The 25,969-nt window shown below is 61.4% G+C and carries 17 protein-coding genes and 5 tRNA genes; 3 read left to right on the top strand and 19 right to left on the bottom strand.

The features are described from left to right. Nucleotides 1–35 precede the first annotated feature (35 nt). From M1D97_RS05570 to ttcA, 10 genes are all read right to left on the bottom strand, one after another. Nucleotides 36–1,583, bottom strand: coding sequence for a SpoVR family protein (locus M1D97_RS05570; RefSeq protein WP_456269744.1), 1,548 nt, complete (start codon nt 1,581–1,583; stop codon nt 36–38). Continuing rightward, complete coding sequence (locus tag M1D97_RS05565; protein ID WP_456269743.1) at nt 1,580–2,878, bottom strand: YeaH/YhbH family protein; 1,299 nt, start codon at nt 2,876–2,878, stop codon at nt 1,580–1,582. Before M1D97_RS05565 ends, M1D97_RS05570 begins: the two co-directional genes overlap by 4 nt. A gap of 81 nt (nt 2,879–2,959) precedes the next feature. Further along, nucleotides 2,960–4,882 (bottom strand): PrkA family serine protein kinase, encoded by a 1,923-nt coding sequence (locus tag M1D97_RS05560; protein WP_456269742.1) that lies wholly within the window; start codon nt 4,880–4,882, stop codon nt 2,960–2,962. Nucleotides 4,883–5,110: 228 nt separating this feature from the next. Then, entirely contained in the window at nt 5,111–6,208 is a 1,098-nt protein-coding gene (locus M1D97_RS05555; protein WP_456269741.1) for a threonine aldolase family protein, read from the bottom strand. A gap of 222 nt (nt 6,209–6,430) precedes the next feature. Beyond that, nucleotides 6,431–6,507: transfer RNA gene (locus tag M1D97_RS05550), tRNA-Asp, on the bottom strand. A 37-nt stretch (nt 6,508–6,544) separates the two neighbouring features. Next, a tRNA-Val gene (locus M1D97_RS05545) sits at nt 6,545–6,620 on the bottom strand. 63 nt (nt 6,621–6,683) lie between these two features. Then, nucleotides 6,684–6,760: transfer RNA gene (locus M1D97_RS05540), tRNA-Asp, on the bottom strand. Nucleotides 6,761–6,793: 33 nt separating this feature from the next. Then, nucleotides 6,794–6,870: transfer RNA gene (locus M1D97_RS05535), tRNA-Asp, on the bottom strand. A 39-nt stretch (nt 6,871–6,909) separates the two neighbouring features. Beyond that, nucleotides 6,910–6,985 (bottom strand) — tRNA-Val (locus tag M1D97_RS05530). Between the two features lie 71 nt (nt 6,986–7,056). After that, nucleotides 7,057–7,938, bottom strand: a complete 882-nt coding sequence (gene ttcA, locus M1D97_RS05525; protein WP_456269740.1) for a tRNA 2-thiocytidine(32) synthetase TtcA — start codon at nt 7,936–7,938, stop codon at nt 7,057–7,059. Nucleotides 7,939–8,126: 188 nt separating this feature from the next. Here ttcA and M1D97_RS05520 point away from each other — a divergent pair, with 188 nt between their 5' ends. After that, nucleotides 8,127–12,068: a NahK/ErcS family hybrid sensor histidine kinase/response regulator gene (locus M1D97_RS05520; RefSeq protein ID WP_456269739.1), complete on the top strand. Its 3,942-nt coding sequence runs from the start codon at nt 8,127–8,129 to the stop codon at nt 12,066–12,068. Nucleotides 12,069–12,142: 74 nt separating this feature from the next. Here the strand turns inward: M1D97_RS05520 and M1D97_RS05515 are convergent, their stop codons facing one another. From M1D97_RS05515 to M1D97_RS05505, 3 genes are all read right to left on the bottom strand, one after another. Further along, nucleotides 12,143–12,805, bottom strand: coding sequence for a response regulator (locus tag M1D97_RS05515; protein ID WP_456269738.1), 663 nt, complete (start codon nt 12,803–12,805; stop codon nt 12,143–12,145). Nucleotides 12,806–13,066: 261 nt separating this feature from the next. Next, the gene (gene acs, locus M1D97_RS05510; RefSeq protein ID WP_456270179.1) at nt 13,067–14,989 is read right to left on the bottom strand and encodes an acetate--CoA ligase; all 1,923 of its coding nucleotides are present in this window, start codon (nt 14,987–14,989) and stop codon (nt 13,067–13,069) included. Nucleotides 14,990–15,125: 136 nt separating this feature from the next. Next, entirely contained in the window at nt 15,126–15,671 is a 546-nt protein-coding gene (locus M1D97_RS05505) for a SprT family zinc-dependent metalloprotease (RefSeq protein ID WP_456269737.1), read from the bottom strand. A gap of 77 nt (nt 15,672–15,748) precedes the next feature. Between M1D97_RS05505 and M1D97_RS05500 the strand changes: the two genes are divergently transcribed. Then, entirely contained in the window at nt 15,749–16,438 is a 690-nt protein-coding gene (locus tag M1D97_RS05500; protein ID WP_456269736.1) for a YecA/YgfB family protein, read from the top strand. Between the two features lie 22 nt (nt 16,439–16,460). On the opposite strand, the gene M1D97_RS05495 is transcribed toward M1D97_RS05500, so the two are convergent. Further along, complete coding sequence (locus M1D97_RS05495) at nt 16,461–17,588, bottom strand: phospholipase D-like domain-containing protein (protein WP_456269735.1); 1,128 nt, start codon at nt 17,586–17,588, stop codon at nt 16,461–16,463. A gap of 140 nt (nt 17,589–17,728) precedes the next feature. Here M1D97_RS05495 and plsB point away from each other — a divergent pair, with 140 nt between their 5' ends. Beyond that, complete coding sequence (plsB, locus tag M1D97_RS05490) at nt 17,729–20,209, top strand: glycerol-3-phosphate 1-O-acyltransferase PlsB (RefSeq protein WP_456269734.1); 2,481 nt, start codon at nt 17,729–17,731, stop codon at nt 20,207–20,209. On the opposite strand, the gene M1D97_RS05485 is transcribed toward plsB, so the two are convergent. The 5 genes from M1D97_RS05485 to M1D97_RS05465 form a co-directional block, all read right to left on the bottom strand. Further along, complete coding sequence (locus M1D97_RS05485) at nt 20,201–20,992, bottom strand: class I SAM-dependent methyltransferase (RefSeq protein WP_456269733.1); 792 nt, start codon at nt 20,990–20,992, stop codon at nt 20,201–20,203. The two genes, plsB and M1D97_RS05485, sit on opposite strands and share 9 nt — an antisense overlap. Then, nucleotides 20,989–21,786: an undecaprenyl-diphosphate phosphatase gene (locus M1D97_RS05480; protein ID WP_456269732.1), complete on the bottom strand. Its 798-nt coding sequence runs from the start codon at nt 21,784–21,786 to the stop codon at nt 20,989–20,991. Before M1D97_RS05480 ends, M1D97_RS05485 begins: the two co-directional genes overlap by 4 nt. An 11-nt stretch (nt 21,787–21,797) precedes the next feature. After that, nucleotides 21,798–22,481, bottom strand: coding sequence for a tRNA (adenosine(37)-N6)-threonylcarbamoyltransferase complex dimerization subunit type 1 TsaB (tsaB, locus tag M1D97_RS05475; protein ID WP_456269731.1), 684 nt, complete (start codon nt 22,479–22,481; stop codon nt 21,798–21,800). Nucleotides 22,482–22,788: 307 nt separating this feature from the next. Continuing rightward, complete coding sequence (adk, locus tag M1D97_RS05470; protein WP_456269730.1) at nt 22,789–23,445, bottom strand: adenylate kinase; 657 nt, start codon at nt 23,443–23,445, stop codon at nt 22,789–22,791. Between the two features lie 216 nt (nt 23,446–23,661). Further along, a complete protein-coding gene (locus M1D97_RS05465) occupies nt 23,662–25,890 on the bottom strand; it encodes a 2-oxo acid dehydrogenase subunit E2 (RefSeq protein WP_456269729.1) in 2,229 nt (742 codons plus the stop codon). Nucleotides 25,891–25,969 lie beyond the last annotated feature (79 nt).

Below are 25,969 nucleotides of genomic sequence, written 5' to 3'. Positions count from 1 at the left end.
GTCGGCAGCCGTCCGGGACTACTTCAACACCCGGGTTACTCGAACACCTGCGGGTAGTGATGGGTATCCACCACCTCGCCATCTTCGACCACCTCCAGCACGATGGGAAAGCCCCATAGCTGATGCAGATAGTGCAGCACCGGCGACATCGAGGCATCCAGCGTGCGCCGCTGTGTCCGCTCATGGCGCAGTACCAGGGAGCGGTCGCCGTGAATCCTGGCCGACCAGACCTGAATATCCGGCTCCCGATGCCCCAGCGAGTACTGCAGGGATAGCGCTTCCCGGATTCGCTTGTAACCGCGGTCGTCGTGAATGGCCGAGATTTCGATCATGTCGTCGCGGTCATCATCAAGCAGCGCAAAAAGCTTCATGTCCCGAATCACCTTCGGCGACAGAAACTGCTGGATGAAGGACTCGTCCTTGAAGTTGCGCATGGCGAAATGCACGGTGTCGAGCCAGTCGCTGCCGGCCATTTCCGGGAACCACGTCCGATCTTCCTCGGTCGGGGCGGTGCAGATGCGCCGAATATCGCTGAACATGGCAAATCCCAGCGCATAAGGATTGATGCCGTTGTACCAGGGACTGTCAAAGCCCGGCTGCGCCACTACCGACGTATGCGACTGGAGAAACTCCAGCATCACGCCTTCATCGATGAGGGTCTCATCATAAAGGCGATGCATGATGGTGTAGTGCCAGAAGGTAGCCCACCCTTCGTTCATGACCTGCGTCTGGCGCTGCGGATAAAAATACTGCGCCAGCTTGCGCACGATGCGCACGATCTCGCGCTGCCAGGGCGCCAGCAGCGGCGCATTCTTTTCGATGAAGTAGAGCAGGTTCTCCTGCGGCTCCGAGGGGTAGCGCGGCAAATGATGCTCGTCCCGAGCCTCGTCCGCCTGATCGGCATCCGCCGCGCGCAGCCGGGGGATGGTGCTCCAGAGCGTGTTGATCTGCTGCTGCAGATAGCCCTCACGCTCCTGTTGACGACGCGCCTCCTCTTCGGCCGAGATGGGCGAGGGTCGCTTGTAGCGGTCCACGCCCTGATTCTGCAGCGCATGACAGGCATCCAGCAGCTGCTCGACGGCCTCGACGCCGTGACGCTCCTCGCACTCGCTGACATAGCGCCGGGCAAAGACCAGATAATCGACAATGGCAGAGGCGTCGGTCCACGCGCGAAAGAGATAGTTGCCCTTGAAAAAGGAGTTGTGGCCATGACAGGCGTGCGCCATGACCAGTATCTGCATCATCAGGGTGTTCTCTTCCATCAGATAGGCGATGCAGGGATCGGAGTTGATCACCAGCTCGTAGGCCAATCCCATCTGCCCGCGACGGTAGGCCTGCTCGACGGAGAGAAACTGCTTGCCGAACGACCAGTGACTGTAGCCGACCGGCATGCCGATGCTGGAGTAGGCATCCATCATCTGCTCGGAGGTGATGATCTCGATCTGGTTGGGGTAGGTGTCCAGACGATACTCTCCCGCAATGCGGGCGATCTCGCGCTCATAGTACTCCAGATCACTAAAGGACCAGTCCGATCCCTGACTCAGAAAATCCTCATCCTGGATCGGCTTGTAGCTGTCGCTCATGACCGTCCCTCCTGGCCGCTCTGACGGCGTTTGAACAGTTCACGAAAGACCGGATAGATATCGCCGGCCTGAACGATCTGGCGCATGGCAAAACGCTCGGGATAGCTTTCCTGCACGCGCTGATACTCATCCCAGAGCGCCTGATGGGCGTGCGGGGTGATCTCGACATAGGCGTAATACTGAAGCCGCGGCATCAGCCCATCCATCAGGATCTGACGGCACTGCACGGAGTCGTCATCCCAGTTGTCGCCGTCGCTGGCCTGCGCCACGTAGAGATTCCACTGCGTCGGCGGGTAGCGCGCCTCGATGATCTCATCAAGCAGATGCAGGGCGCTGGAAACAATGGTGCCGCCGGTTTCCCGCGAATAGAAAAAGGCTTCTTCATCGACCTCCCGAGCCGACGTATGGTGGCGAATGAACACCAGCTCGACCCGCTCGTAATCGCGCTCGAGAAAGAGATACAGCAGCAGGAAAAAGCGCTTGGCGATGTCCTTGTGGTTCTGGGTCATGGACCCCGAGACGTCCATCACGCAGAACATCACTGCCTTGTTGGAGGGCTGCGGCTGGTCGGTCAGGTGGTTGTAGCGCAGATCATAAGTATCGATGAAGGGCACGGCTTCCAGACGCTTTTCCAGCCGTTCGATCTCATCCTTGAGCTCGCGCACTCGACCGGGATGACGCAGCACCGGGTCCTTGCGCTCTTCTTCTTCCAGCGCCTTCTGCGCTTCCAGCAGGGCGCGTTTGATGGGGGCACGCATGGCGATACGCCGGGCGTGTGCCTCGCGCATCGAGCGCACGATGTTCATGCGGGCGGGCACCCCCTGACGCGACACCCCGGCGCGCATGGGCCGACGCTCCGCCATGTCGACCAGCTGTTTGCGCTCCAGATGCGGCAGTTCCAACCCATCGAAGATAAAGCTCAAAAACTCGTCTCTGGAGAGTGTGAAGGCGAACTCATCCATGCCCTCCCCCTGATTGGAGGCCGATCCTTCACCACTGCCGTCCCCGGCACCACCCCCCTGAGGGCGGCGCAGCCGATCGCCTTCGGCAAACTCGCGATTGCCGGGGCTGACCACGGTGCGCCGCCCGCCCTGACCATGCCGAAAGACGGGTTCGGAAATATCCCGCCCCGGGATGCTGATCTTCTCGCCGCGCTCCATGTCGGTAATCGAGCGCCGATTGACCGACTCCTCCACGGCCCGCTTGATGTGCTTTTGATAGCGTTTCAAAAAACGCTGTCGATTGACCGTGCTCTTGTGACGGGCATTGCTGCGCCGATCGATGAAATAGCTCACGTCGCCACCTCCTGCAGGCCGACCCGGCCGGCTGCCCCGTTCAGGGTGGGAATGGGCGCCGGAAGTACCGGCGCCGCCCGCTTACTGGGACTTGCGCACGCGCAGATACCACTCCGAGAGCAGGCGCACCTGCTTTTCGGTGTAGCCTCTGGCCACCATGCGATCGACAAAGTCGTCGTGCTTTCTCCGGTCGTCGTTGGAGGCCTTGGCATTGAAGGAGATGACCGGCAACAGCTCCTCGGTATTGGCGAACATCTTGTGTTCGATGACGCCCTTGAGCTTTTCATAGGACTGCCAGCCGGGATTGTGGCCATCATTTTGTGCTCGCGCCCGCAGCACGAAATTGACCACCTCGTGACGAAAATCCTTGGGATTGGAAATGCCGGCCGGCTTTTCGATCTTCTCGAGCTCTTCGTTGAGCGCCTGACGGTCCAGCAGCTCGCCCGTCTCCGGGTCCCGGAACTCCTGATCCTGAATCCAGAAATCGGCATAGGTCACGTAGCGGTCAAAAATGTTCTGACCGTACTCGGAGTAGGATTCCAGATAGGCGGTCTGGATCTCCTTGCCGATAAAGTCGACATAGCGCGGCGCCAGATACTCCTTGATAAAGCGCAGGTAGCGATCGTGCACGTCACGCGGCAGCTGCTCCTGCTCGAGGCGCTGCTCCAGTACGTACAGCAGATGCACCGGGTTGGCGGCTACTTCGCTGGAGTCGAAGTTGAACACCTTCGAGAGAATCTTGAAGGCGAAGCGGGTCGACAGCCCTTCCATGCCCTCATCCACGCCGGCGGCGTCGCGATACTCCTGGATCGAGCGGGCGCGCGGGTCGGTGTCCTTCAGATTCTGCCCGTCATAGATGCGCATCTTGGAGTAGATGCTGGAATTCTCGGGTTCCTTGAGCCTGGAGAGCACCGAAAACTGCGCCAGCATGCGCAGCGTGTCCGGGGCGCAGGGGGCCTGTGACAGCGACGAGTGCTGTAAAAGCTTCTCGTAGATCTTCATCTCCTCGGAGACGCGCAGCGAGTAAGGCACCTTGACGATATAAACCCGGTCGAGGAAGGCCTCGTTGTTGCGGTTATTGCGAAACTGCTGCCACTCACTCTCGTTGGAGTGCGCCAGAATCACCCCGTCAAAGGGAATGGCGCCCATGCCCTCGGTCGGGTTGTAGTTGCCCTCCTGGGTGGCAGTCAGCAGCGGATGCAGCACCTTGATCGGCGCCTTGAACATCTCGACAAACTCCATCAGCCCCTGATTGGCGCGGCACAGCCCGCCGGAGAAGCTGTAGGCGTCCGGGTCGTCCTGGGAGAAGAGCTCAAGCTTGCGGATATCGACCTTGCCCACCAGCGAGGAGATGTCCTGATTGTTCTCATCGCCCGGCTCGGTCTTGGAGATCGCGATCTGATTGAGCCGTGACGGGTAGACCCTGACGACCCGGAAGCGGGAAATATCGCCGCCGTACTCCCGCAGGCGCTTGGCCGCCCAGGGCGACATGACGCTGCGCATGTAGCGCCTGGGGATGTTGTAGTCACTTTCCAGCATCTCGCCATCCTCCTCGGCACTGAAAAGCCCCAGCGGCGATTCGTGTACCGGTGAGTCCTTGAGCGCGTAGAAGGGAATCTGCTCCATCAGTGCCTTGAGGCGCTCGGCGATCGAGGACTTGCCGCCCCCGACCGGCCCGAGCAGGTAGAGGATCTGCTTGCGCTCCTCGAGCCCCTGCGCAGCATGGCGGAAATAGGCCACGATCTGCTCGATGGCCTCTTCCATGCCATGAAATTCGGCAAAGGCGGGATAACGACGGATCAGCTTGTTGGAGAAAATGCGGGACAGGCGAGGATTTTTGGCCGTATCGATGACTTCCGGCTCACCGATGGCCTCGAGCATGCGCTCGGAAGCACTGGCATAGGCCGAGGGGTCCTGGCGGCAGAGCTCAAGATACTCCTGAAGGCTCATCTCTTCCTGGAGGGTGCGCTCAAAGCGATGCTGCACATGATCAAAAATGCTCATGAACTTCTCCTTGAGTTGCGACGGTGTGCCCTGCCGTATGCACGCTCGTCGTTGCAATGAAAATCAATCAGCCACTGCGGCACTCCCGCTCATCGAAGGTTGTGTCATGTTTCAGGGAGGATGTTGGTTGCGTCACACCGGAAGGATTCCGGGCAACACGCCGGCTCGAATCGGGCGGTGCGGCATCCGTTGTGCCGCACCGGTATCAGGAAAGATGTCTTATCAATATCACTGTTGGCGGTATTGTGCCAGTGCTCGGCGAAGGTCGGCGATCAATGCATCGATCAGCGCCTCGGAGGTATTCCAGCTGCACACAAAGCGAACGCCGCCCTCGCCTATAAAGGTATAAAACGTCCAGCCACACTCGCGCAAGTACTGCTGCGCCGAGGCCGGGACCTCAAGAAAGACGCTGTTGGCCTGGACCGGGAACATGGCACTGACGCCGTCAATATCCTTGAGGCCATCGACCAGCCGCTGCGCCATGGCGTTGGCATGACGGGCGTTGGCAAGCCAGATATCGTTTTCCAGCAGCCCCAGCCAGGGCGCACTGACAAAGCGCATCTTGGAAGCCAGCTGTCCCGCCTGCTTGCAGCGATACTCGAAATCGCGCGCCAGCTCCTGATCAAAGAAGACGATGGCTTCGCCGAAGGCCAGGCCGTTTTTGGTCCCGGAAAAACACAAAACATCCACGCCGGCCTTCCAGCTCATCTCCGCCGGGGTTACCCCCAGCGAGGCGCAGGCGTTGGCGAAACGCGCGCCATCCATGTGCACCCTGAGATCATGCTGATCGGCCACTTCCCGAATGGCCTGCAGCTCATCGAGCGAGTAGAGCGTGCCGACTTCGGTCGCCTGGGTGATGGAGACCACCCTGGGGCGGGGGTAGTGAATATCGTTGCGCCGCGTCACGACACGAGCGATGCCCTCGGGTGTGAGCTTGCCCATGGGCGTATCGACGGGCAACAGCTTGGAACCGTTGGAAAAGAATTCCGGCCCGCCACACTCGTCCGTTTCGATATGGGCCAGCTGATGACAGATCACACCGTGGTAGGACTGACACATGGACGCCAGAGCCAGCGAGTTGGCAGCGGTGCCGTTGAACACGAAAAATATCTCGCAGTCCGTCTCGAACAGCGCTCTGAAGCGACTCGCTGCTCGCTCGGTCCAGACGTCGTTGCCGTAGGCCAGATCGTCCTGCTCGTTGGCCTGCAAGAGATAGTGCATGGCCTCGGGACAGATGCCCGATGTATTGTCGCTGGCCAGAAAACGCGGCGAAGCGGTGGCAATATCGCTGTTGGCGACCGTATTGCTGAAACCGGGGGTAGTCATGTTTGAGTTATCCTGCAGCTTGTTATTGGCGTGCCGATCGAGGATCACTCGATCAATGGCATGACATTTCAAGCATGAAGCGCGCAGTGAGGACTGGCAAGCAGGTCGATCGCCGGACACACGAAAAGCGTGATGGCGCAATGACTGAGCGGTATGCGCTACCAGGAAAAAATCAAGGGGGAAAGAATCTTGCAGGGGGAGAGTAAAACACGTTCAAGCAGATGGCGGACTGGACGGGACTTGAACCCGCGACCTCCGGCGTGACAGGCCGGCATTCTAACCAACTGAACTACCAGTCCGCATGCGCTTGTAACGTCAAATCATCCCGAAAGATGATGGTGGGTGGTACTGGGCTCGAACCAGTGACCCCCAGCTTGTAAGGCTGGTGCTCTTCCAACTGAGCTAACCACCCGGCAATCGACCGTATTGGGCGATCAATAATCGCTTGATCAACACAGCGATGTTGCAGTTTCGATGGCGGACTGGACGGGACTTGAACCCGCGACCTCCGGCGTGACAGGCCGGCATTCTAACCAACTGAACTACCAGTCCACATGTATCGAAACTTTACTGCACCCAGAGATTTGGCGGACTGGACGGGACTTGAACCCGCGACCTCCGGCGTGACAGGCCGGCATTCTAACCAACTGAACTACCAGTCCGCAACCCTGAAAACAGCAACATGACCGTATCAACAATGATGGTGGGTGGTACTGGGCTCGAACCAGTGACCCCCAGCTTGTAAGGCTGGTGCTCTTCCAACTGAGCTAACCACCCGGGTCATGTGGCGCTGCATTCTACCGATCATTGCTGGAAAGTCAAACACTTCCTGAACAAAAATGACGATGTCATGACAGCGAGGGGTCATCCTCCTGTGTCATCAGATTGACCGTATCGATGCGATCGCGCTTCATCAGGCGCTGCTTCTCTTCAAGCCCGTGAAAGTCGAACAGGTCCCGATCCGCCAGCTGGGACGGCGCCACGTTGGTCAACGCCTTGAACATGGTCTCGATGCGCCCGGGATGCTTTTTCTCCCAGTCGGCCAGCATCTCCTTGACCACCTGTCGCTGCAGATTTTCCTGGCTGCCGCACAGGTTGCACGGAATGATGGGAAATTCCATGGCCTCGGCAAAGCGGGCGATGTCGGCTTCCGCGCAGTAGGCCATCGGACGGATCACGATGTTTTTGCCGTCATCGGAGAGCAGCTTGGGCGGCATCGACTTGAGCGAGCCGCCAAAGAACATGTTGAGGAAAAGTGTTTCCAGCATGTCATCGCGGTGGTGCCCCAGTGCAATCTTGTCGGCGCCGATCTCTTTGGCAAAGCCGTAGAGTGTGCCGCGCCGCAGCCGCGAGCACAGCCCGCAGGTCGTCTTGCCCTCGGGCACCTTCTCTTTCACGATCGAATAGGTATCCCGTTCCACGATGTGATATTCGATGCCCCGCTCCGACAGATACGCCGGCAGCACATGCTCGGGAAAGCCGGGCTGCTTTTGATCCATGTTGACGGCGACCAGCTCGAAATTCACCGGCGCGTTGCGCTGCAGATTGCGCAGAATCTCGAGCATGGTGTAGGAATCCTTGCCACCGGAAAGGCACACCATCACCCTGTCGCCCTCATTGATCATGGCGTAGTCGATGATGGCATTGCCGACATTGCGGCGCAGGCGCTTTTGAAGCTTGTCGAATTCCCGCTTGTCACGGGTATTCACGGACTGATCAAGTTCTTGCATGGAGATAACTTCAGATTAATGCGACATTGGCGCTACTTTATCATCGCCGCATGGCACAGGCGAAGATCGACGCGCTGCTGCAGGGGTTGAAGGGACGATGACGTCGCGGCATCACGCGTATCGTCATCCGTATTTCAAGGCTGTCACCATGAAGCAGCCATTACACTGGTCTGGCAAGGATTCCCACGATGTTTCAGGGCTGGTTACTGCTCACCATCTCGCTTTTATACATCGTCACGCTCTTTGGCATCGCCTGGCGCGGCGATCAACGGGCGCGGCGGCTGGGGCCGGCAAAGCGGCGACCGCTGGTCTACAGTCTGGCGCTGGCGGTCTACTGCACGTCCTGGACCTTCTACGGCAGCGTGGGCCAGGTGGCCGACTCGGGGCTGCAGTATCTCAGCGTCTTTCTGGGCCCCATTCTCGCCTTTTTGCTGTTCTGGCCGATCCTGACCAAGATGATCCGGGTCGCCAAGCGACAGAACATTACCTCGATTGCCGACTTTATCGCCTCGCGCTACGGCAAGACCCAGGCACTGGCCGCTCTGGCCAGTCTGGTCGCCCTGCTGGGCACGCTCCCCTACCTGGCGCTGCAGCTCAAGGCCATGGCGGCAAGCTTTATGGTGCTGACCGCCAACAATGACATCGTGCGCTCGCCGATTCTCGGCGACACGGCCTTTTACGTGGCCGTGCTCATGGCCCTGTTTGCGATCCTGTTCGGCACCCGACATACCGATGCCACCGAGCATCACGAGGGGCTGATTCAGGCCATCGCCTTCGAGTCCGTGATCAAGCTCGGCGCTTTCATGCTGCTGGGCGCCCTGATCACCTGGGGCGCGTTTGATGGATTGAGCGAACTTTCCAGTCGCGCCGTGCGGGACCTTTCGGCAGGCAGTCACTTCAGCAGCGACAGCTTCGGTCAGGGATTCTGGACCCAGACCCTGCTGGCCCTGCTGGCCGTGTTCTGCATTCCGCGCCAGTTCCATGTCACCGTGGTCGAAAACACCAGCACCGATGACACGGCCCGGGCCCGCTGGCTCTTCCCGCTCTATCTGATTGCTGCCGGCTTTTTCGTGCTGCCGCTGGCCGTTGCCGCCATGACGCTGCTTGAAGGACGTGGCCTTGATCCGGACACCTGGGTGCTGCATCTCGCCATGGCCGTTGATCAGCCCTGGCTGGTCATGATCACGTTCATCGGCGGCTTCGCGGCCGCCAGCGGCATGGTCATCATGGCCGCCGTAACGCTGTCCATCATGATCTCCAATGAAGTGGTCATCCCATTGCTGCTGCGTCTCAAGGGGTTTGACGCGCGCAACGGTGACTATGCCCGCTGGGTGCTGCGCATCCGCCGCCTGATCATCGTCCTGACGCTGGCGCTGGCCTACGGCTTTTACAAGCTCACCGCCGCCTCGAGTTCGCTGGCAAGCCTTGGCGTGCTGTCACTGGCCGCCCTGGCCCAGCTGGCGCCGGCCCTGATCGGGGGGCTGTACTGGAAGCGTGGCAACCGCTTCGGGGTCAGCCTGGGGATGGGGCTGGGCTTTCTGATCTGGGGCTATACCCTGCTGCTGCCGACACTGGTGCGCGCCGGCCTGCTCTCCTTTCCCGTGGAAACGGGGCCGATGGGCATCGAGCTGCTCAGCCCCGCCAACCTGCTGGGGCTGTCGCTTGACGACCCCATCACCCAGGGCGTGCTGCTGTCGCTGGGCGTAAACCTGTTCTGCTATATCTTTTTCTCCCAGATCACGCGACAGCGGGTGGTCGAGCGCATTCAGGCCTCGCTGTTCGTCGACAGCGTGGCCTCGCATCAGACCCTGATCAATCGGCCCTGGGGCGGCACGACTTCGGTGGGCGATCTCAAGGCACTGTCCCGGCGCTTTCTCAATGAGGATCAGGTCGAGCGCGCCTTCAGTGACTATGGCTGGCGCCATCAGCAGCGTCTTGATCCGGGCATGCGCGCCTCGATCGATCTGATCGGCTTTACCGAACGCCTGCTGGCCTCGGCCATTGGCGCCTCCTCGGCCCGCATCGTGGTGAATTCGGCCCTGTCGGGCCGGGATGTTTCCATCTCGGATGTGGTCTCCATCGTCGATGAAGCCTCACAGGTGCTCGAGTTCAACCGCTCGCTTTTGCAGGCCACCATCGAGAACATCAACCAGGGCGTCATGGTGGTCGATCACAAGCTGCGCATCGTGGTCTGGAACCAGCGCTATCTGGAGCTCTTTCGCTTTCCCGACCATCTGATTCATGTCGGCGAACCCATCGAGCGCATCTTTTTGTACAACGCCGAAAAGGGCGAATACGGTCCCGGCGACCCCCAGGAGCATGTGCGGCTTTTGATGGACAACATCCGAAGCGGCCATGCCCATCACTATCAGCGCTATCGTCAGGACGACAGCGTGCTCGACATTCACGGCAAGCCCATGGTGGGCGGCGGATTTGTCTATACCTATCAGGACATTACCGATCAGAAGCGCACCGAAGAGGCCCTGATCCGCTCCGAAAACAACATCCGCATCTATACCGACAACGTACCGGCCCTGATCGCCTATTTCGATCGCGACTGCCACTACCTCTTCACCAATCGCGCCTACGAAACCGCCATGGAGGTGGACCGTCTCCAGGCCATCGGCAAGCGCGCCGAAGAGGTCATGACCGCCAGCATGTGGAAGCTGCGCGCGCCGTGGATGGCGCGCGCGCTCAACGGCGAGCGCGTCTCGTGGGAGCTCTCCCTGCTCGATCGTGAAGGCGGCACGCGCTATATGCTCGCCACCTATACACCCCACTTTGGCGAGGGCGGCCGGGTACTGGGCTTTTTCGCGCTCTATCAGGACATTACCGAACGCCGACTGGCCGAGATCGCCCTGAAGGAGACCAACGAGAATCTCGAAGAGCGCGTCCGCGAGCGTACGCGGGAGCTGTCCGAGGTCAACAATGCCCTGCGTCAGGAAAACCGGGTCCGCTCGGAAGCCGAACAGGCCCTGCGCCAGGCCAAGCAGACGGCGGAGACCGCCAACGCGTCCAAGACCCGCTTTCTGGCCGCGGCCAGCCACGACCTGCTGCAACCGCTCAACGCCGCGCGACTGTTCACCTCCGCCCTCACCCAGCGCCTCGAGGAGAGCGAGCATCACGACACCCTGGTGCACATCGACAACTCGCTACAGGCGGCAGAGGAGCTTCTGGGCACACTGCTGGACATCTCCAAGCTGGATGCCGGTGCCCTGACGCCCCGACGCCAGGTGCTTGCCCTCAACGAGATCCTGCGGCCCCTGCATGCCGAGTTCTCGGTCATGGCGCAGGATCGCGGGCTGGACCTGGAGATGGTGGAGACGGGCGCCGTCATCGACAGTGACCCGCAGATGCTCAGACGCATCATCCAGAACTTTCTCTCCAACGCCCTGCGCTATACCCAGCACGGCCGGGTACTGCTGGGCTGTCGGCGCCGGGGCGAGCAGCTCTCGATCGAGGTCTGGGATACCGGCCCCGGCATTCCGGAGTCACGTCAGGCCGAGATCTTTCAGGAATTTCGCCGGCTGGATCAAAAATCGCGTCACCGCGAGAGCGAAAAGGGACTGGGGCTGGGGCTGTCGATTGCCGACCGCATGGCCCGCGTGCTCGATCACCCGATCACCATCCACTCCCGGGAAGGCCACGGGACGATGTTTGGTCTGACTGTTCCCCGCAAGCAGGGCGCCACCCTCACCCGCCAGCAAACGCAGACGTCGCAGACAAGCGCCGGCAATCGGATCCGGGGCGCCCGCGTCATCTGCATCGACAACGAGACCATGACGCTGGAAGGCATGAAGTCCATGCTGGAAGGCTGGGAGTGCGAGGTCTTTACGGCCACCTCGATCGGCGGCGCCCGCTCGGTGGTCCGCAACATGAGCGGCGAGCCCGATATCATTCTGGCCGACTACCATCTGGACAATGAAGTGACCGGCCTGATGGCACTGGAGTCGCTTACCGAACGCTTCAGCGGCGATGTGCCCGGTATCGTGATTACAGCAGATCGTACCGAGGAGGTTGCCGATCTGATTCGCCGCGCCGGCTATCATCAGCTCAACAAGCCGGTGCGTCCGGCCGCCCTGCGGGCACTGCTGACCCGAACCCTTCAGGCCAATCGACGCCTCGAATGAACATGAGCTGATCGACGCCTTACAGGCACAAAAAATCCCGGTTCATGCCGGGATTTTTTGTGCCTGTCACTGCCCTACTCTTCGACGCGCGAAGGCTCTACCTCGAGTTTCTGGGCAGCAATGACGGCCTGTGTTCGCGAATGGACGCCCAGCTTGCGCAAAATGGCCGTGACGTGCGCCTTGATGGTGGCCTCGGAAACGTGGAGATCGTAGGCGATCTGCTTGTTCAAAAGCCCTTCGGTGAGCATGTTGAGCACCCGGAACTGCTGCGGCGTCAGCGAGGCGATGGCCGCGGCAAACCTGGCCTCCTCCTCGTCGCCGTCTCCCAGATAGTCCGCCATTTCAGGAGGCAGCCATATTTCGCCGTCCAGAATGGCGCTGATCCCCCCGGCGATCGTATCCAGCGACGCCGACTTGGGAATGAATCCCGACGCACCGTAATCAAGGGAGCGGCGCACCACCTGCGGCTCCTCGCTGCCGGAAATGACGGCCACCGGGATGTCAGGCATCTGACCGCGCAGCTGTATCAGGCCCGAAAAACCGTGTGCGCCGGGCATACGCAGATCCAGAAGAATCAGGTCGGCATCGGGATGACGCGTCACCACCTCGATGGTGGCTTCCATGGTATCGGCTTCAACAATCTCGGCATTGGCCGCTACCTGACGCAGGGACTGCGTCAGCGCCGCACGAAACAAGGGGTGATCGTCTGCCACGATAAACTTCTGGGCAAAGGCCATGCGTTTCCTCCAGGATTCCCCGTATCATTCAGGACGGCCCAGCCCCATCAAAACGCGGTCAGCCACGTCATCAGCAGTGCAAGGCCGAGCGTCATCATGCCATCTGCCGATCATGTCAATGTAACCAGCAATCTCAGCATGTTATCCCATGATTTTTTTATTTCCAAAATAAAACGTTGGCAACCGGTTTCCCGGAGCCAACGTTCATTATGCGACAAGATGACGCGCTTGTCGTGATCGACAAGCAGATAAGCATATTACCTAGTGGTTAACGCGATCCTTGATCAGGGCCTGCACCACGTCAGGATCGGAGAGCGTGCTGATATCCCCCAGACCATCCACCTCATTGGCGGCAATCTTGCGCAGGATTCGACGCATGATCTTGCCCGAGCGTGTCTTGGGCAGCCCCGGCGCCCACTGGATGGCGTCGAGCTTGGCGATGGCGCCGATATCCCGGCGCACCACATCGTTGAGCTCCTGGCTCAGCGCATCGCTGGCCTGTGCGTCCTGCATCAGGGTGATATAGGCATAGATGCCCTGCCCCTTCACGTCATGCGGAAAGCCCACCACGGCGGCTTCGGCCACGGCCGGATGGGCCACCAGTGCCGATTCGATTTCAGCCGTTCCCATCCGGTGACCGGACACGTTGAGCACGTCATCGATACGCCCGGTGATCCAGTAATCGCCGTCGGCGTCGCGATGCGCACCGTCCCCGGTAAAATAGGCGCCGGGATGGGTGCTGAAATAGGTTTCCTCGAAACGCTCGTGATTGCCCCAGATGGTACGGGCCTGCCCGGGCCAGCTGCCCTCGATCACCAGGCTGCCGTCGCCTTCACCCTCGATACGCTGGCCCTCGGCATCCATCAGGGCCGGGCGAATACCGAAGAAGGGACGCATGGCCGCCCCTGGCTTGACGCTCTCGACATCGGTCAGCGGCGCCATCATGTGACCGCCGGTTTCGGTCTGCCACCAGGTATCCATGATCGGACAGCGTCCGTTACCGATCACCTGGTGACTGAAGTGCCAGGCCTGCGGGTTGATGGGCTCGCCGACCGTTCCGATCAGGCGCAGCGAGTCGCGCCGGCTGCTGTCCATGACGTGATCGCCATGGCCCATCATGGCGCGAATGGCCGTCGGCGAGGTGTAGAAGATCGTGATGTTGTGCCGGTCGATCACCTCTCCCACGCGGCCGTAATCCGGATAGCTCGGCACGCCCTCGAACATGACCGTCGTGGCGCCGTTGGCCAGCGGTCCGTAGACCACATAGGAGTGCCCGGTGACCCAGCCCACATCGGCGGCGCACCAGTAGACATCATCCTCGCGCAGACCGAAGATCTGCTGATGGGTCATGGCCGTGAAAAGCAGATAACCACCGGTAGTATGCATCAGCCCCTTGGGCGTGCCGGTCGACCCCGAGGTATAGAGAATGAACAGAGGGTCTTCGGCGCCCATGGCTTCGGGCTCACACGCATCGGATTGCGACAGCATCATCTCGCAGGCATCGATATCGCGTGACTGCCAGTCGATCGGATCATCGCCGCACGGTACAACCAGCACGTGTTCGACGCAGTCGGTGCCCTTGATGGAAAGGGCCTCGTCGACGTTTTTCTTGAGCGGCACCTGCTTGCCACCGCGACGCGAGATATCCGAGGTGATGACCACGCGTGACTGACAGTCCGATATCCGACCGGCCAGCGCTTCGGGAGAAAACCCACCAAACACCACCGAATGCACGGCGCCAATGCGGGCGCACGCCAGCATCGCCACGGCAGCTTCCGGAATCATCGGCATATAGAGCGTGACGGTGTCACCGCGCCCTACGCCAAGCGACTTGAGCATGTTGGCAAACTGATTGGTCTGCCTGTGAAGCTCGCGATAGGTGATGACACGCTGGTGGTCGGGGTTATCCCCTTCCCAGATGATCGCCGGCTTGTCACCGCGGCTGTCGAGATGGCGGTCCAGACAGTTGACCGAGGCATTGAGCACGCCATCCTCGAACCACTTGATACGGGAATGGTTTTCGCCGAAACGGCCGTCGAATATCGTTTCCGGCGTACGCATCCAGTCAAGGCGCTGCATTTCTTCGCGCCAGAAGGCTTCAGGAGATTCGATCGAATAGCGATAGCGTTCGCGATAGTCCTGTTCGCTTATCGGACCAGGCAGCGTTTGTGCGGCACCTGCCATGGCATGGGCAGTCTGGCTCATGTCGCATCTCCTCGAGCTGATGGGGTCACGGATACCCATCATGAATAATGTGATCCCTAGATTAGCGTCATGCGGGGGCAGGCTGACCATTAGACCATGGTCACTGTTCGACCAATCACCCTGTGTCCTGATCGGCGCTCTTCTCCTGAAGTCGCAGCCTTTCGCCACAGTGACGGCAGCAATAGCGACTGCCGCGGCGCTCGTTGTTGTAGCGTCGCCGGGTAAAGTAGTGACTGCGACAGCCACAGCTGTAGCGATAGGGCGCCGGACTGGCGCGCGAGGTATCAAAACGGTGGGTGACGCTGGGTGGACGATCAAAGACCCTGACCATGACCTGCTGCCACTGCACGCCATGCGGTCGAACGCGGCGGGGATACACATGATGGACGACCCAGTGGGCCATTTCATGCGTTACCACCTCGGTCAGAAAGGCCTCGGGCTGCTCGCCGTACAGCGTCATGTTGAAGCGCAGCCCGCCACGACCGTAATGGGCCTGACCGGCGCTGCGACCGCGCAGATCACACCAGACACCGGGTGCGGGCAATTCCGGATAGTGTCGCCGCGCCGTTTGCAAACACGCCTGCACATGGGCCATAAGCCGCGCCCGGCTGGCATCCCCGGCGGGAAAGTCATCAATGTGATTGGAAAGAGGCTCGGTCATGGATGATAAACTGTCGGCTCTCGACCCGGCGGCTCGGCTGCCGCGCCACGCGCTGCTTACTGTATGGATACTGTTTAATGAATGATATCACGGCCGATACGCCGCAACCGGTACCGCTGCTGGAAGATGACCGTCTTGATGCCCTGTTCGAATTTCTCGACTCCGAGCGTGTCAGCGAAGAGGCGCTGGACCTGTTCGGCGCCCACGGTCTTTTGACAGCGCTGGCCATCTCGACCGTATCCCATGACCGCGATGAGCGTCACGCCCTGGTGTTTGACACTACGCCCGATTTCGAGAGCGACCGGCAGCGTCAGGAGATCCTCGAGTCGCTGGATGCCCTGGTCGACAACGCCGTCGATGTCCTTGAAGGCGGCAACGTTCCTGACCTGCCCTTTGAGCTCGAGTTTGAGGGCAGCGATGACGACAACGAGCACCCCGTACGGCTCTGGTGTGCCGGGTTCATGGAAGGCGTTTTCCTCGACGAACAGGCCTGGTTCGGTACCCAGGAAGAGGCCGCTGCCGAGCTGCTGCTGCCCTTCATGACCCTGTCCGGTCTCTTTGACGAGGAAGACCCGGAGCTTGCGGCCATCGGGCAGCAGCCGGCCGAAGCCACCCGTCTGGCGGGGCAGCTGGCCGAGCTGACGCTGGATCTCTACCTGCTGCAGCGCGCCCCGATCGAAAAGCCCGCGCCGTCCAGGGGCGGCAGGAACGCCGGAAGCAAATCAGGCGGCAAGGGCAAGGCCAGAGGGCCGGGCAAACGCCGGTAAGGGCGATGGCGGCCGGCAGCGTTCAGCGCAGTCGCGTGATCAGCGAGTCCATCAGCCCATAGCCCCACTCACGCAGCCGCTGACGTCGCGACCGCGACGCCCAGTGCGCTGCGCTGATTTCGTGACACTGGGCAAAGCACGCCTCAAAGAGCTGCTCCAGCTCGCCGGCAAAGGCCGGGTCATCGATCTCCTGATTGGCCTCCAGGTTCCACTGCAGACTCCAGTGATCAAAGTTGCATGACCCGGTGGTCGACCATTCGTCACACAGACTGAACTTGGCGTGAATGAAACGTGGCTGAAACTCGAAGATACGCACTCCCGAGCGCAACAGCCGGGTAAAAAAACGCTGCCCGGCGTAGCGCACGCTGGGATGATCATGATCGCGCGCTGCCAGCAGCAGTCTGACATCCACCCCGCGACGTGCGGCGCGACGCAGCTGTCGCCTCAGGGTACGGGTGGGCACGAAATAGGGCGTACAGATCCATACGCGCTCACGCGCGGTGCCGATCTGATGCTGCAATGAGCGACGTATGGCCTGATAGCGATAGCCCTGGCCCCAGACCACGCGGCCGACCATGTGCCCTTCGCAGCGCACCGGGTGCGGCCTCACCGCTGCCGCGCCACCCCGCCGCCGTGCCCCGGTGACGAAATCCTGCGTTCGACGGGAGCGCCAGACCCGGCTGAACAGAGCGATCCAGTCATCGACGCAGGGCCCGGTGATACGCACGGCCACCTCGAACCATGAGTCGAGAAACAGATCACTCACGCCAAATCCGCCTGTAAAGGCGGTATGCCCGTCGAGAACGATCAGTTTGCGATGATCCCGCGAGATAAAGCGTCCCAGATGCCTGAGCGACAGGGCGTTGAATTCGCGCAGCGACACGCCGGCATCGACCAGTCGCTGCTTGCTCCGGTCCGACAGCGACCAGGAGCCACAGGCATCGATCAGCAAACGTACGTCAACACCGCGAGCAACGGCGCGCTCGAGTGCCGCGAAAAAGCGCTCGGCCATCTCGCCGTCCTCAACAATATAAAGCTCGATCAGAATCGACGCTTCTGCCTGATCGATGGCCTCCAGCAGCGCCGGCACAAAACGCTCTGCCGCCGGCAACAGGATGAAATGATTGCCGTTGTGCCACTGCTCTCTCATACCGCCTCCCCCGCCCTGCCTACCGGGCCATGTCGATTCAACCAGCGCTATACTATAGTGCCATGTCATCGGATCGATGCAGACCGCCCCCTCAGGTCGGCAACACCATCCGCTTTCCCGATTCAGCGAGCAAAACGGCCATGTCTGACACGCCCTCCCTACAAGGATTCCGGCAGCGACTCGGTTGCCGGCTGCTCGGCAGCTGGCTGCGCTTTCGCAGCGTCGATCCCGAACGCCCCGAATCCCTTGTTGACCCGGGCACCCGACCGGTGATCTATCTGTTGCCGGTATCGGCGCTCTCCGATCGCATGGCCCTGTCCATCTTCTGTCAGCGTTACAACCTGCCTTCTCCGGAAGAGAGCATCTGCCTGGGCCACGGCCAGCGCATTCCGGGACATCTGGCACTGTTCGATGCCGCGCATTATCGTCGCCACCGCGGCCATGTCGATCGCTCCGCCTCGCTGGATCACCTGATCGGCGTACTGGAAGCGCATCCCGACAGCGATGTGGACCTCGTACCGGTCACCCTGTTCTGGGGACGTGCCCCCCAGCGGGAGCGCGTGGGCCTGCGCCACCTGCTGACCGCCGATGGCTGGTCGCTGGTAGGGCGGCTACAGCGTCTGGCAGGCGTGATCATCAATGGCCGCTCACTCGAGATTCGCCTAGGCGAGCCGGTATCGCTGCGCAAGCTGATGGCCCATGGCGAGGTCGATCAGCAGTTCAACCGGACCCGGATCACCCGCTTTCTGCGCCGCTATTTCAGGCGCGTTCGCCTGCAGGCCATCGGCCCCGACCTGTCCCATCGTCGCACCCTCATCCGACGCGTATTGCGTCAGCCCGCCGTTCGGGACGCCATCCATCAAAGCGCCCTGGAACACGGCGAGCGCGATGAGCGCGCCCTGCAGCGCGCCGAACGCTACGGCTTCGAGATCGCCGCCAGCATGTCAGCCCCTGTGCTGCGTTTTCTCTATCAGGTGCTGGGGCGGCTCTGGAACCGCCTCTACGACGGTGTCGACATCCACGGCATCGAGGATGTCGAAGCCCTGGCCGGCACCCATGAGCTGGTCTATGTCCCCTGCCACCGCAGCCACATCGACTATCTGCTGCTCTCCTACGTGCTCTATCAAAAGGGACTGATGCCGCCGCACATTGCCGCCGGGCGCAATCTCGACATGCCCCTGATCGGCCCGCTCCTGCGCCGGGCCGGCGCCTTTTTCATGCGCCGCAGCTTTCGCGGCAATCAGCTTTACCGCGCCGTGTTCAACGAATATCTGCATCAGCTGCTGTCGCAGGGGCATCCGGTCGAGTACTTCATTGAAGGGGGCCGCTCGCGCACCGGCCGCATGCTCTCCCCGCGCCCCGGCATGCTGTCGATGACGCTGCGCTCCCACGCGCGGGCGCCGAACCGGGAACTGGCCTTCGTGCCGATCTATATCGGCTATGAAAAGGTGCTTGAGTCCAGTGCCTATATTCGCGAACTGCGTACCGGCAAGAAGCGCAAGGAGACGCCGCTGGGACTGTTGCGCGTACTGCGTCACCTGCGCCAGCCCTTCGGGCGTGTTCAGGTCAGCGTGGGAGAACCGCTGGTGCTGGGCAGCTACCTGGACCAGCGCTTTCCCGACTGGCGCTCGCCAAAAGTCGGTGACGACGCCGACTGGCTGCGCGAGGCGGTGCCCGACCTGAGTCTGGAGATTGCCACGCGGATCAATCACGCCGCCGCCCTGACGCCCATTTCGATGGTCGCCCTGACCCTTCTGGCCACGCCCCATCGCACCATCGAAATCGATCTGCTGCTGCGACAGCTCAATACCCTGTATGCGCTACAGGCGCAGCTGCCGGGCGGCAAGCGCGTTCGCCTGCCCGATCAGGGGCCGCAGGCGTGGGTCGAGCGCAGCGAGTATCTGGGCATGATCAGTCGTATCGAACACTCGCTGGGCGATCTGATCACCGTCAGCGACGAACGAGCCACCCTGCTGACCTGGTATCGCAACAACATCCTGCATCTCTTTGCCCTGCATGCGCTGGTGGCCTTTGCCTTTCGCAACAACGCAAGCCTCGACTTCACAACCCTCGACGCCCTGCTGGCCCCCATCTGGCCGGCGCTGCAGCAGGAGTATTTCATCGAGGATGATGACACGGCCTTTGCCGAGCATCTGCGCGAGGTACTGGACGTCTTCGTGGCGCTGGGGCTCTTGAAACAGCAGGGCGAGACCTGGCAGCGCCCCGACACCGGCGATGAGGCACGGGAACGGCTCTACCTGCTGGGTCGGGCGATACAGCCGACGCTCGAGCGCGGCTTCATCCTGTTTTCGACGCTGATGCACTACCCCAGCGGCACCCTCAGCCGGGAAGTGCTGGAAGCCCAGAGCCAGCTGATGGCAGAACGCCTGACCCGGCTGCAGGGGCTCAACGCCCCCGAGTTCTTTGACCGCCGCCTGTTTGCGGGGCTGCTGGATACGCTGGAGCGCGACGGCTGGCTGTGGCAGTCGCAGGAGCGACTCAATTTTGACGCCCGGCTGCCGGAGGCATTAACGAAAAGCCGCATGCTGTTTGACCCGACCCTGCGACACCGGCTGACGGAGCTGACGGCCGGCAGGCCGCATACCGAGGCGTCAGCGTGACGGCTTCAGGGAGCGATGGACGTAAAGATCGTAGCGGCTGTTTCTGGAGACGATGTCGTGACTGGGGGACGGGCCCTCGATCGGTGGCGCGCCCTTTGGCCGCTTGACCACCACCCGATGAGTGGCGGTGTCCAGCGCCTGGGCCAGAAGCTGCGGTGCGTCCGTATCATCCCCGACCAGACGGCGAAAAAGGCGCATCTCCTTTTTCACCAGCGCGGACTTGTCCTGATGCGGATACATGGGATCAAGGTGGATGACCTGAGGGGCCACGCTTGATGTCGCGACCAGCGCCGACAACGTCCGGCTACTGTCTCCGTGGGCAAAATGAAGCCGCTGCGTCAGCGACGTCAGTGCCTCGATCTCTTCGGCCCGCCTCAGCGCATCGAACAGCAGTGCCGCCACCACCGGATGACGCTCGATCATCAATACGCGTGATCCCAGCGCGGCCAGCACCGCACTGTCGCGCCCGAGTCCTGCCGTGGCATCTATAATGTCCGGCGAGACACCCTGCTTCAAACCACAGGCGCGGGCGATCAGCTGACCGCGCCCGCCACCGAACTGCCGCCGGTGTGCCACGCCGCCGCCGACCAGGTCGGCCCGGATCGGTGCCCCGAAGCGGCGCCTGTCGCCCCCGAGCTCAAGCCCCTGCTCGCCGTAGCGCAGCCACAGCGCATCACTGCCCGGCGTCTGCACCAGCGCCAGGCCCAGCTGCTGCGCCAGGGCCCGGCTCCGGGGGTCATCCCCCGTTACAACGGGCCGGGTAACAGCGTCTGAAGATGTCATATCAGAAAGACAATCAGAAACACGCCCAGAATCAGGCGATAGATGACAAAGGGCAGCATGCCGATACGGTCCAGCGCGGCCAGAAAGAGCTTGATACACGCCAGCGCCGAGATAAAGGAGAGCACCACCCCACCCAGTATGGGCAGCCAGTGCGCGTCGGCGCCGGTATTGGCAAGCTCGACGGCCTTGAAGGTGCCCGCGGCCAGAATCAGCGGAATCGACATCAGAAAGGAAAAGCGTGCGGCCGTCTGGCGGGTATAGCCCAGCAGCAGCGCTGCCGTGATGGTAATGCCCGAACGCGACGTCCCCGGGATCAGCGCCAGCGCCTGGGCAAACCCCAGCAGCAGCGCATTTTTCAGCGTCATCTGCGACATGACCAGCTTGCGGATGCCCTTGACGTCCGCCCACCACAGCAGCAGGCCGAAAACGATGGTCGTGGTGGCAATCACCAGCCCCGAACGGGCATAAATGCTGATGTAATCATCACCGAGAAACCCCAGAACACCTGCCGGCAGGGTGGCAATGATGACCGCCCAGCCGATGCGCCCTTCCTCGTTCGGCCGCTGCTGGAAGACCTGCGCGCACCAGCCCCGAACGATGGCGACAACATCCTTGCGAAAGGCCATGACCACGGCCAGAAGCGTCCCGACATGAACGGCCACGTCGAATGCCAGCCCCTGATCGGGCCAGCCAAACAGCTGTGATGGCAGAATCAGGTGCGCCGATGACGACACCGGCAGAAATTCGGAGATCCCCTGAATAAAGGAGAGCACCACCACATGTAACCAATCCATAGAAGGCATCCTTAACGCTTGCTGGAAACAACCTGATCACGCAGATAAATGGGAAGAGCTTGTTGAGGGCTGGTGATCAGCCCCGCGGCAAAATCCATGGCGGCCAGCTGCACGATATCGCCGGCCTCGGGCTCGCGATCTCCAAGCGTTGTCCCCACGCACTCCCGAACACCGGATGGCAATCTGTCCATCAACGCCACGCCGCTACCGACCATGGTGATAGCACCGGGCTCGCATGCCGGCAGCGCCAGTGTTTCGGGCGTCATGACGGCATCGGCCATGACGGTTTCCAGACCCTCCGACCCGCCCTGATAGAGGCCGACATAAAGCTCGCCCAGACGCGCATCCAGCGCCGGCATGACCACTCCGGCGCCGTCACGCTGCCAGGCACCCTGCGCCAGCGCCCGCAGCGTGGAGATGCCCAGCAGCGGCCGCGCCAGACCGTAGGCGATGCCCTGCGCCACGCCGGCAGCAATACGGATGCCGGTAAAGGAGCCGGGGCCATGGCCGTAGGCGATCGCATCCAGCGAGGCCCGGGCCATACCGGCCTCCTCCAGCAGTGCATCGATCATGGGCATGAGGCGACGGGTGTGACCACGAGGGGCGTGCTCTACCCTGCTGATCACATTACCGTCCCTCCAGAGGGCCACGGAGCAGGCAGAAGAGGAAGCATCAAGGGCCAGCAGGCTAGTCATGGTCTCGTTACGTCTGAGTCGGAAATGAGGCGCCATTATACGTAGGTATTAACACCCGTCCAAAACGCTTTTGATCCGGTGTTCCGGGGCAGCGGTTTCGGGGCAACACAGGGCGACGCGCATGGCCGCAGCCCATGGAAGCAGCGCATCATGACACTGCCGTAAAAGAGACACCATGCTCGGCCAACCATTCCGTCACGTTCGGAACAAATGGGCGTAACTGCACAGTTATAAAGAAAAATTCGGCCATGAAAAAAACCGCATGCCCTGGGGCATGCGGTTTCTGAAAAGGAATGACGGCACTGCTTCAGGACGTGAGCGCGTCCACCACCCGGGCGCGAATATCCTCGACACTGCCCACGCCCTCGACCCGATGGAAGGCCGGTGCCCTTTGGGGATCCTGCTCCTGCAACTGCTGATAGTAGGCGATCAGCGGCTCGGTCTGGTCGTGATAGACCTCCAGACGATGGCGCACGGTCTCTTCGCGATCATCCTCGCGCTGAATCAGCGGCTCGCCGGTGTCGTTGTCGATATCCACCTCGAGCGGCGGATGGTTATCGACATGGTAGACACGCCCCGATCCCGGATGCACGCGGCGCCCCGAGAGACGGTTGATGATCTCTTCGTCAGCCACATGGATTTCAAGCACATGGTCGAGATCGATCCCGGCGTCCTTCAGCGCGTCCGCCTGCACGATCGTGCGGGGGAAACCGTCAAACAAAAAGCCGTTGGCACAGTCGGGCTGGCTGATGCGCTCCCTGACCAGCTCGATGATCAGATCATCGGAGACGAGTTGACCGGCAGCCATGATCTCCTTGACCCTCTGGCCCAGTTCATTGCCTTCCTTGACGGCCGCCCGCAGCATATCGCCGGTCGAAATCTGCACGATATCGAAGCGCTCGCAGATGAATCGGGCCTGCGTCCCCTTACCCGCACCAGGGGCGCCCAACAGGATCAAACGCATGAAAAACCGCTCCTCAATAAATGACTCGTGACCCGGGCCGGCCCCGCCCTCAGACAAGCATCATCGGCGGGCCGCCTGACGATAAGACGCAACAATAACGACAGGCGCCATCCGGGCACAAGCGAAGTCGATGACTCTGCGACATATTGACGAGCCCCGCCCCGGGGCAGACACAAAAAAGCGGCCCCGAAGGGCCGCCTCGAGACGGGGTTACCGTCACATGGTCAGTCGCCGAATATCGGTCAGAATGGCCGCCAGATACGCCGTAAAGCGTGCTGCGTCGGCACCGTTGACGGCGCGGTGGTCATAGGACAGCGACAGCGGGCACATCAGCCGCGGCTTGAACTCCTGACCGTCCCATACCGGCTTCATCTGCGATTTCGACACACCCAGAATGGCCACTTCAGGCGCGTTGACGATGGGGGTGAACGCCGTACCGCCAATCGAGCCGAGACTCGAGATGGTGAAGCAGCCGCCCTGCATCTCGTCACGCTTGAGCTTGCCTTCCTGCGCCCGGCCGGCGAGGTCGATCACTTCCTTGGCCAGCTCGACGATGCCTTTCTGATCCACATTGCGGATCACCGGTACCATCAACCCGTTGGGCGTATCCACCGCCACGCCAATGTGGAAGTACTTCTTCTGGATGATCCTGTCACCATCCGGATGCAGCGACACGTTGAACTGCGGGAACTTCGCCAGCGCGTGCGCAGCGGCCTTGATCATGAAGGGCAGCGGCGTGAGCTTCGCCCCCTGCTGCGCGGCCTCGTCCTTCATCGCCTTGCGGAAGTTCTCGAGCTCGGTGATGTCGGCCTCATCGAACTGGGTCACGTGCGGCACGTTGAGCCAGCTGCGATGCAGGTTGGTGGCCCCGGCCTTCATCAGGCGGCCCATGGGCTTCTCTTCGATTTCGCCGAACTGGCTGAAATCGATTGCCGGGATGGGCGGAATGCCGGCACCGCCCTGCGCCTGCGAGGCCGGCTGGGCCGAGGAGGCACCGTCCTTCTTGCGATCGCTCATGACCTGCTTGACGAAGGCGTCTACATCTTCCTTCAGCACGCGCCCCTTCGGACCGCTGGCCTTGACCTCGGCCAGATCCACACCCAGCTCGCGCGCCATCAGGCGCACTGCCGGGCCGGCATGAACGCTGCTGCCGGAGGTGCTGTCACCCTGGCTGCGACGTGCTTCGGGACCGGGCTCACCGCCGTAGTCACCCTCGTCCTTTTGCGCCTCGCTGTCCGGCACATCCTGCTTTTTGCGCTCTTTCGAGCCGCCGCCGGATTTGCCCTTCGAGTCGGAGCTGCCCTTCGATTCGGACTTTTTCGCATCGGAGTTCTTCGAGTCCGACTTTTTGGCCGAGTCGTCAGATGTTTTCCTCGAATCCGATTTGTCACTGGAAGACTTTTTGCTGGCGCCCTCGCCCTTTGGCTTGCTGCCGGCTACCTCGATATAGCCGATCAGGTCGCCTTCGGAGACGGTGTCACCTTCCTTGACGCTGACTTCCACCACCTTGCCCTTGAAGGGACTGGGGATGTCCATGGAGGCCTTGTCGGACTCCAGCGTGATCAGTGCATCTTCTTCGTTGATCTCGTCGCCTTCGCTGATCGAGACCTCGATGATTTCGACGTTGTCGCTGCCACCGATATCGGGGACACGCAGCTCCTGACGACCGCCTTCGCTGTCGCTCTCTTCGACATCATCCTCGCTGTCACCGATGGCGTCGGCCTCTTCCTCGTGATCCGCGCCGCCGTTGCTGTCGTCATCGGCGTCACTCTCGTCATCAGCGTCGGCGTCATCATCGCCATCACCGGCGATTTCCATGGTGCCGATCAGATCGCCCTCGGAGACGGTATCGCCCTCCTTGAGTTCGAGAGAGACCAGCTTGCCGCTATAGGGGCTGGGAACATCCATCGAGGCCTTGTCGGACTCCAGCGTAATCAGCGCGTCTTCCTCGCTGATTTCGTCGCCCTCGCTGACCGCGATTTCGATGATCTCGACGTTTTCGCTGCCGCCGATATCCGGCACGCGCACTTCTACCGTGCGCTTGCCGCCGGAGGACTTTTTCGGCTTGTCGTCTTCCACATCCGATTCGTCGGCCTCGGCCTCTTCCTCGAGATGTTCGGCGTCGCGGCTGTCCTTGACCGACGCCTTGTCATCGTCGCTCTCGTCGGCCTGGTCATCGCTTTCTTCAGCGTCGCCGCTTTCTTCACCCTCGGCTTCCAGCTCGAGAATGTCGTCGCCTTCGGACACCTTGTCCCCTTCGCTGACCAGCACCTTTTTGACCTTGCCGGCCTTCGGGGCGGGAATATCCATGCTGGCCTTGTCGGATTCCAGCACGATCATGGTGTCTTCGGCGTCGATCGTATCGCCGGCCTGAACGGAGATCTCGATGATCTCGACGCCCTCGCTGCCCCCGATGTCGGGTACCTTAATGATTTCACTACTCAAGGTCGCGCTCCTTGTCACCTGGCCGTTGCCCGGGCCGGGTGAGCGTATCACTCACCCGGCGCCACTGTTGTGAGACCGA

The organism is Kushneria sp. AK178 (genome assembly GCF_053903105.1).
This window is presented reverse-complemented; position numbering and strand designations above follow the sequence as displayed.

Bases quoted from the DNA above. Each gene is read 5' to 3' on its own strand.
- M1D97_RS05570 (WP_456269744.1), bottom strand. From the start codon at position 1,583: ATGAGCGACAGCTACAAGCCGATCCAGGATGAGGATTTTCTGAGTCAG.
- M1D97_RS05560 (WP_456269742.1), bottom strand. From the start codon at position 4,882: ATGAGCATTTTTGATCATGTGCAGCATCGCTTTGAGCGCACCCTCCAG.
- M1D97_RS05555 (WP_456269741.1), bottom strand. From the start codon at position 6,208: ATGACTACCCCCGGTTTCAGCAATACGGTCGCCAACAGCGATATTGCC.
- ttcA (WP_456269740.1), bottom strand. From the start codon at position 7,938: ATGCAAGAACTTGATCAGTCCGTGAATACCCGTGACAAGCGGGAATTC.
- M1D97_RS05520 (WP_456269739.1), top strand. From the start codon at position 8,127: ATGTTTCAGGGCTGGTTACTGCTCACCATCTCGCTTTTATACATCGTC.
- M1D97_RS05515 (WP_456269738.1), bottom strand. From the start codon at position 12,805: ATGGCCTTTGCCCAGAAGTTTATCGTGGCAGACGATCACCCCTTGTTT.
- acs (WP_456270179.1), bottom strand. From the start codon at position 14,989: ATGGCAGGTGCCGCACAAACGCTGCCTGGTCCGATAAGCGAACAGGAC.
- M1D97_RS05505 (WP_456269737.1), bottom strand. From the start codon at position 15,671: ATGACCGAGCCTCTTTCCAATCACATTGATGACTTTCCCGCCGGGGAT.
- M1D97_RS05500 (WP_456269736.1), top strand. From the start codon at position 15,749: ATGAATGATATCACGGCCGATACGCCGCAACCGGTACCGCTGCTGGAA.
- M1D97_RS05495 (WP_456269735.1), bottom strand. From the start codon at position 17,588: ATGAGAGAGCAGTGGCACAACGGCAATCATTTCATCCTGTTGCCGGCG.
- plsB (WP_456269734.1), top strand. From the start codon at position 17,729: ATGTCTGACACGCCCTCCCTACAAGGATTCCGGCAGCGACTCGGTTGC.
- M1D97_RS05485 (WP_456269733.1), bottom strand. From the start codon at position 20,992: ATGACATCTTCAGACGCTGTTACCCGGCCCGTTGTAACGGGGGATGAC.
- M1D97_RS05480 (WP_456269732.1), bottom strand. From the start codon at position 21,786: ATGGATTGGTTACATGTGGTGGTGCTCTCCTTTATTCAGGGGATCTCC.
- tsaB (WP_456269731.1), bottom strand. From the start codon at position 22,481: ATGACTAGCCTGCTGGCCCTTGATGCTTCCTCTTCTGCCTGCTCCGTG.
- adk (WP_456269730.1), bottom strand. From the start codon at position 23,445: ATGCGTTTGATCCTGTTGGGCGCCCCTGGTGCGGGTAAGGGGACGCAG.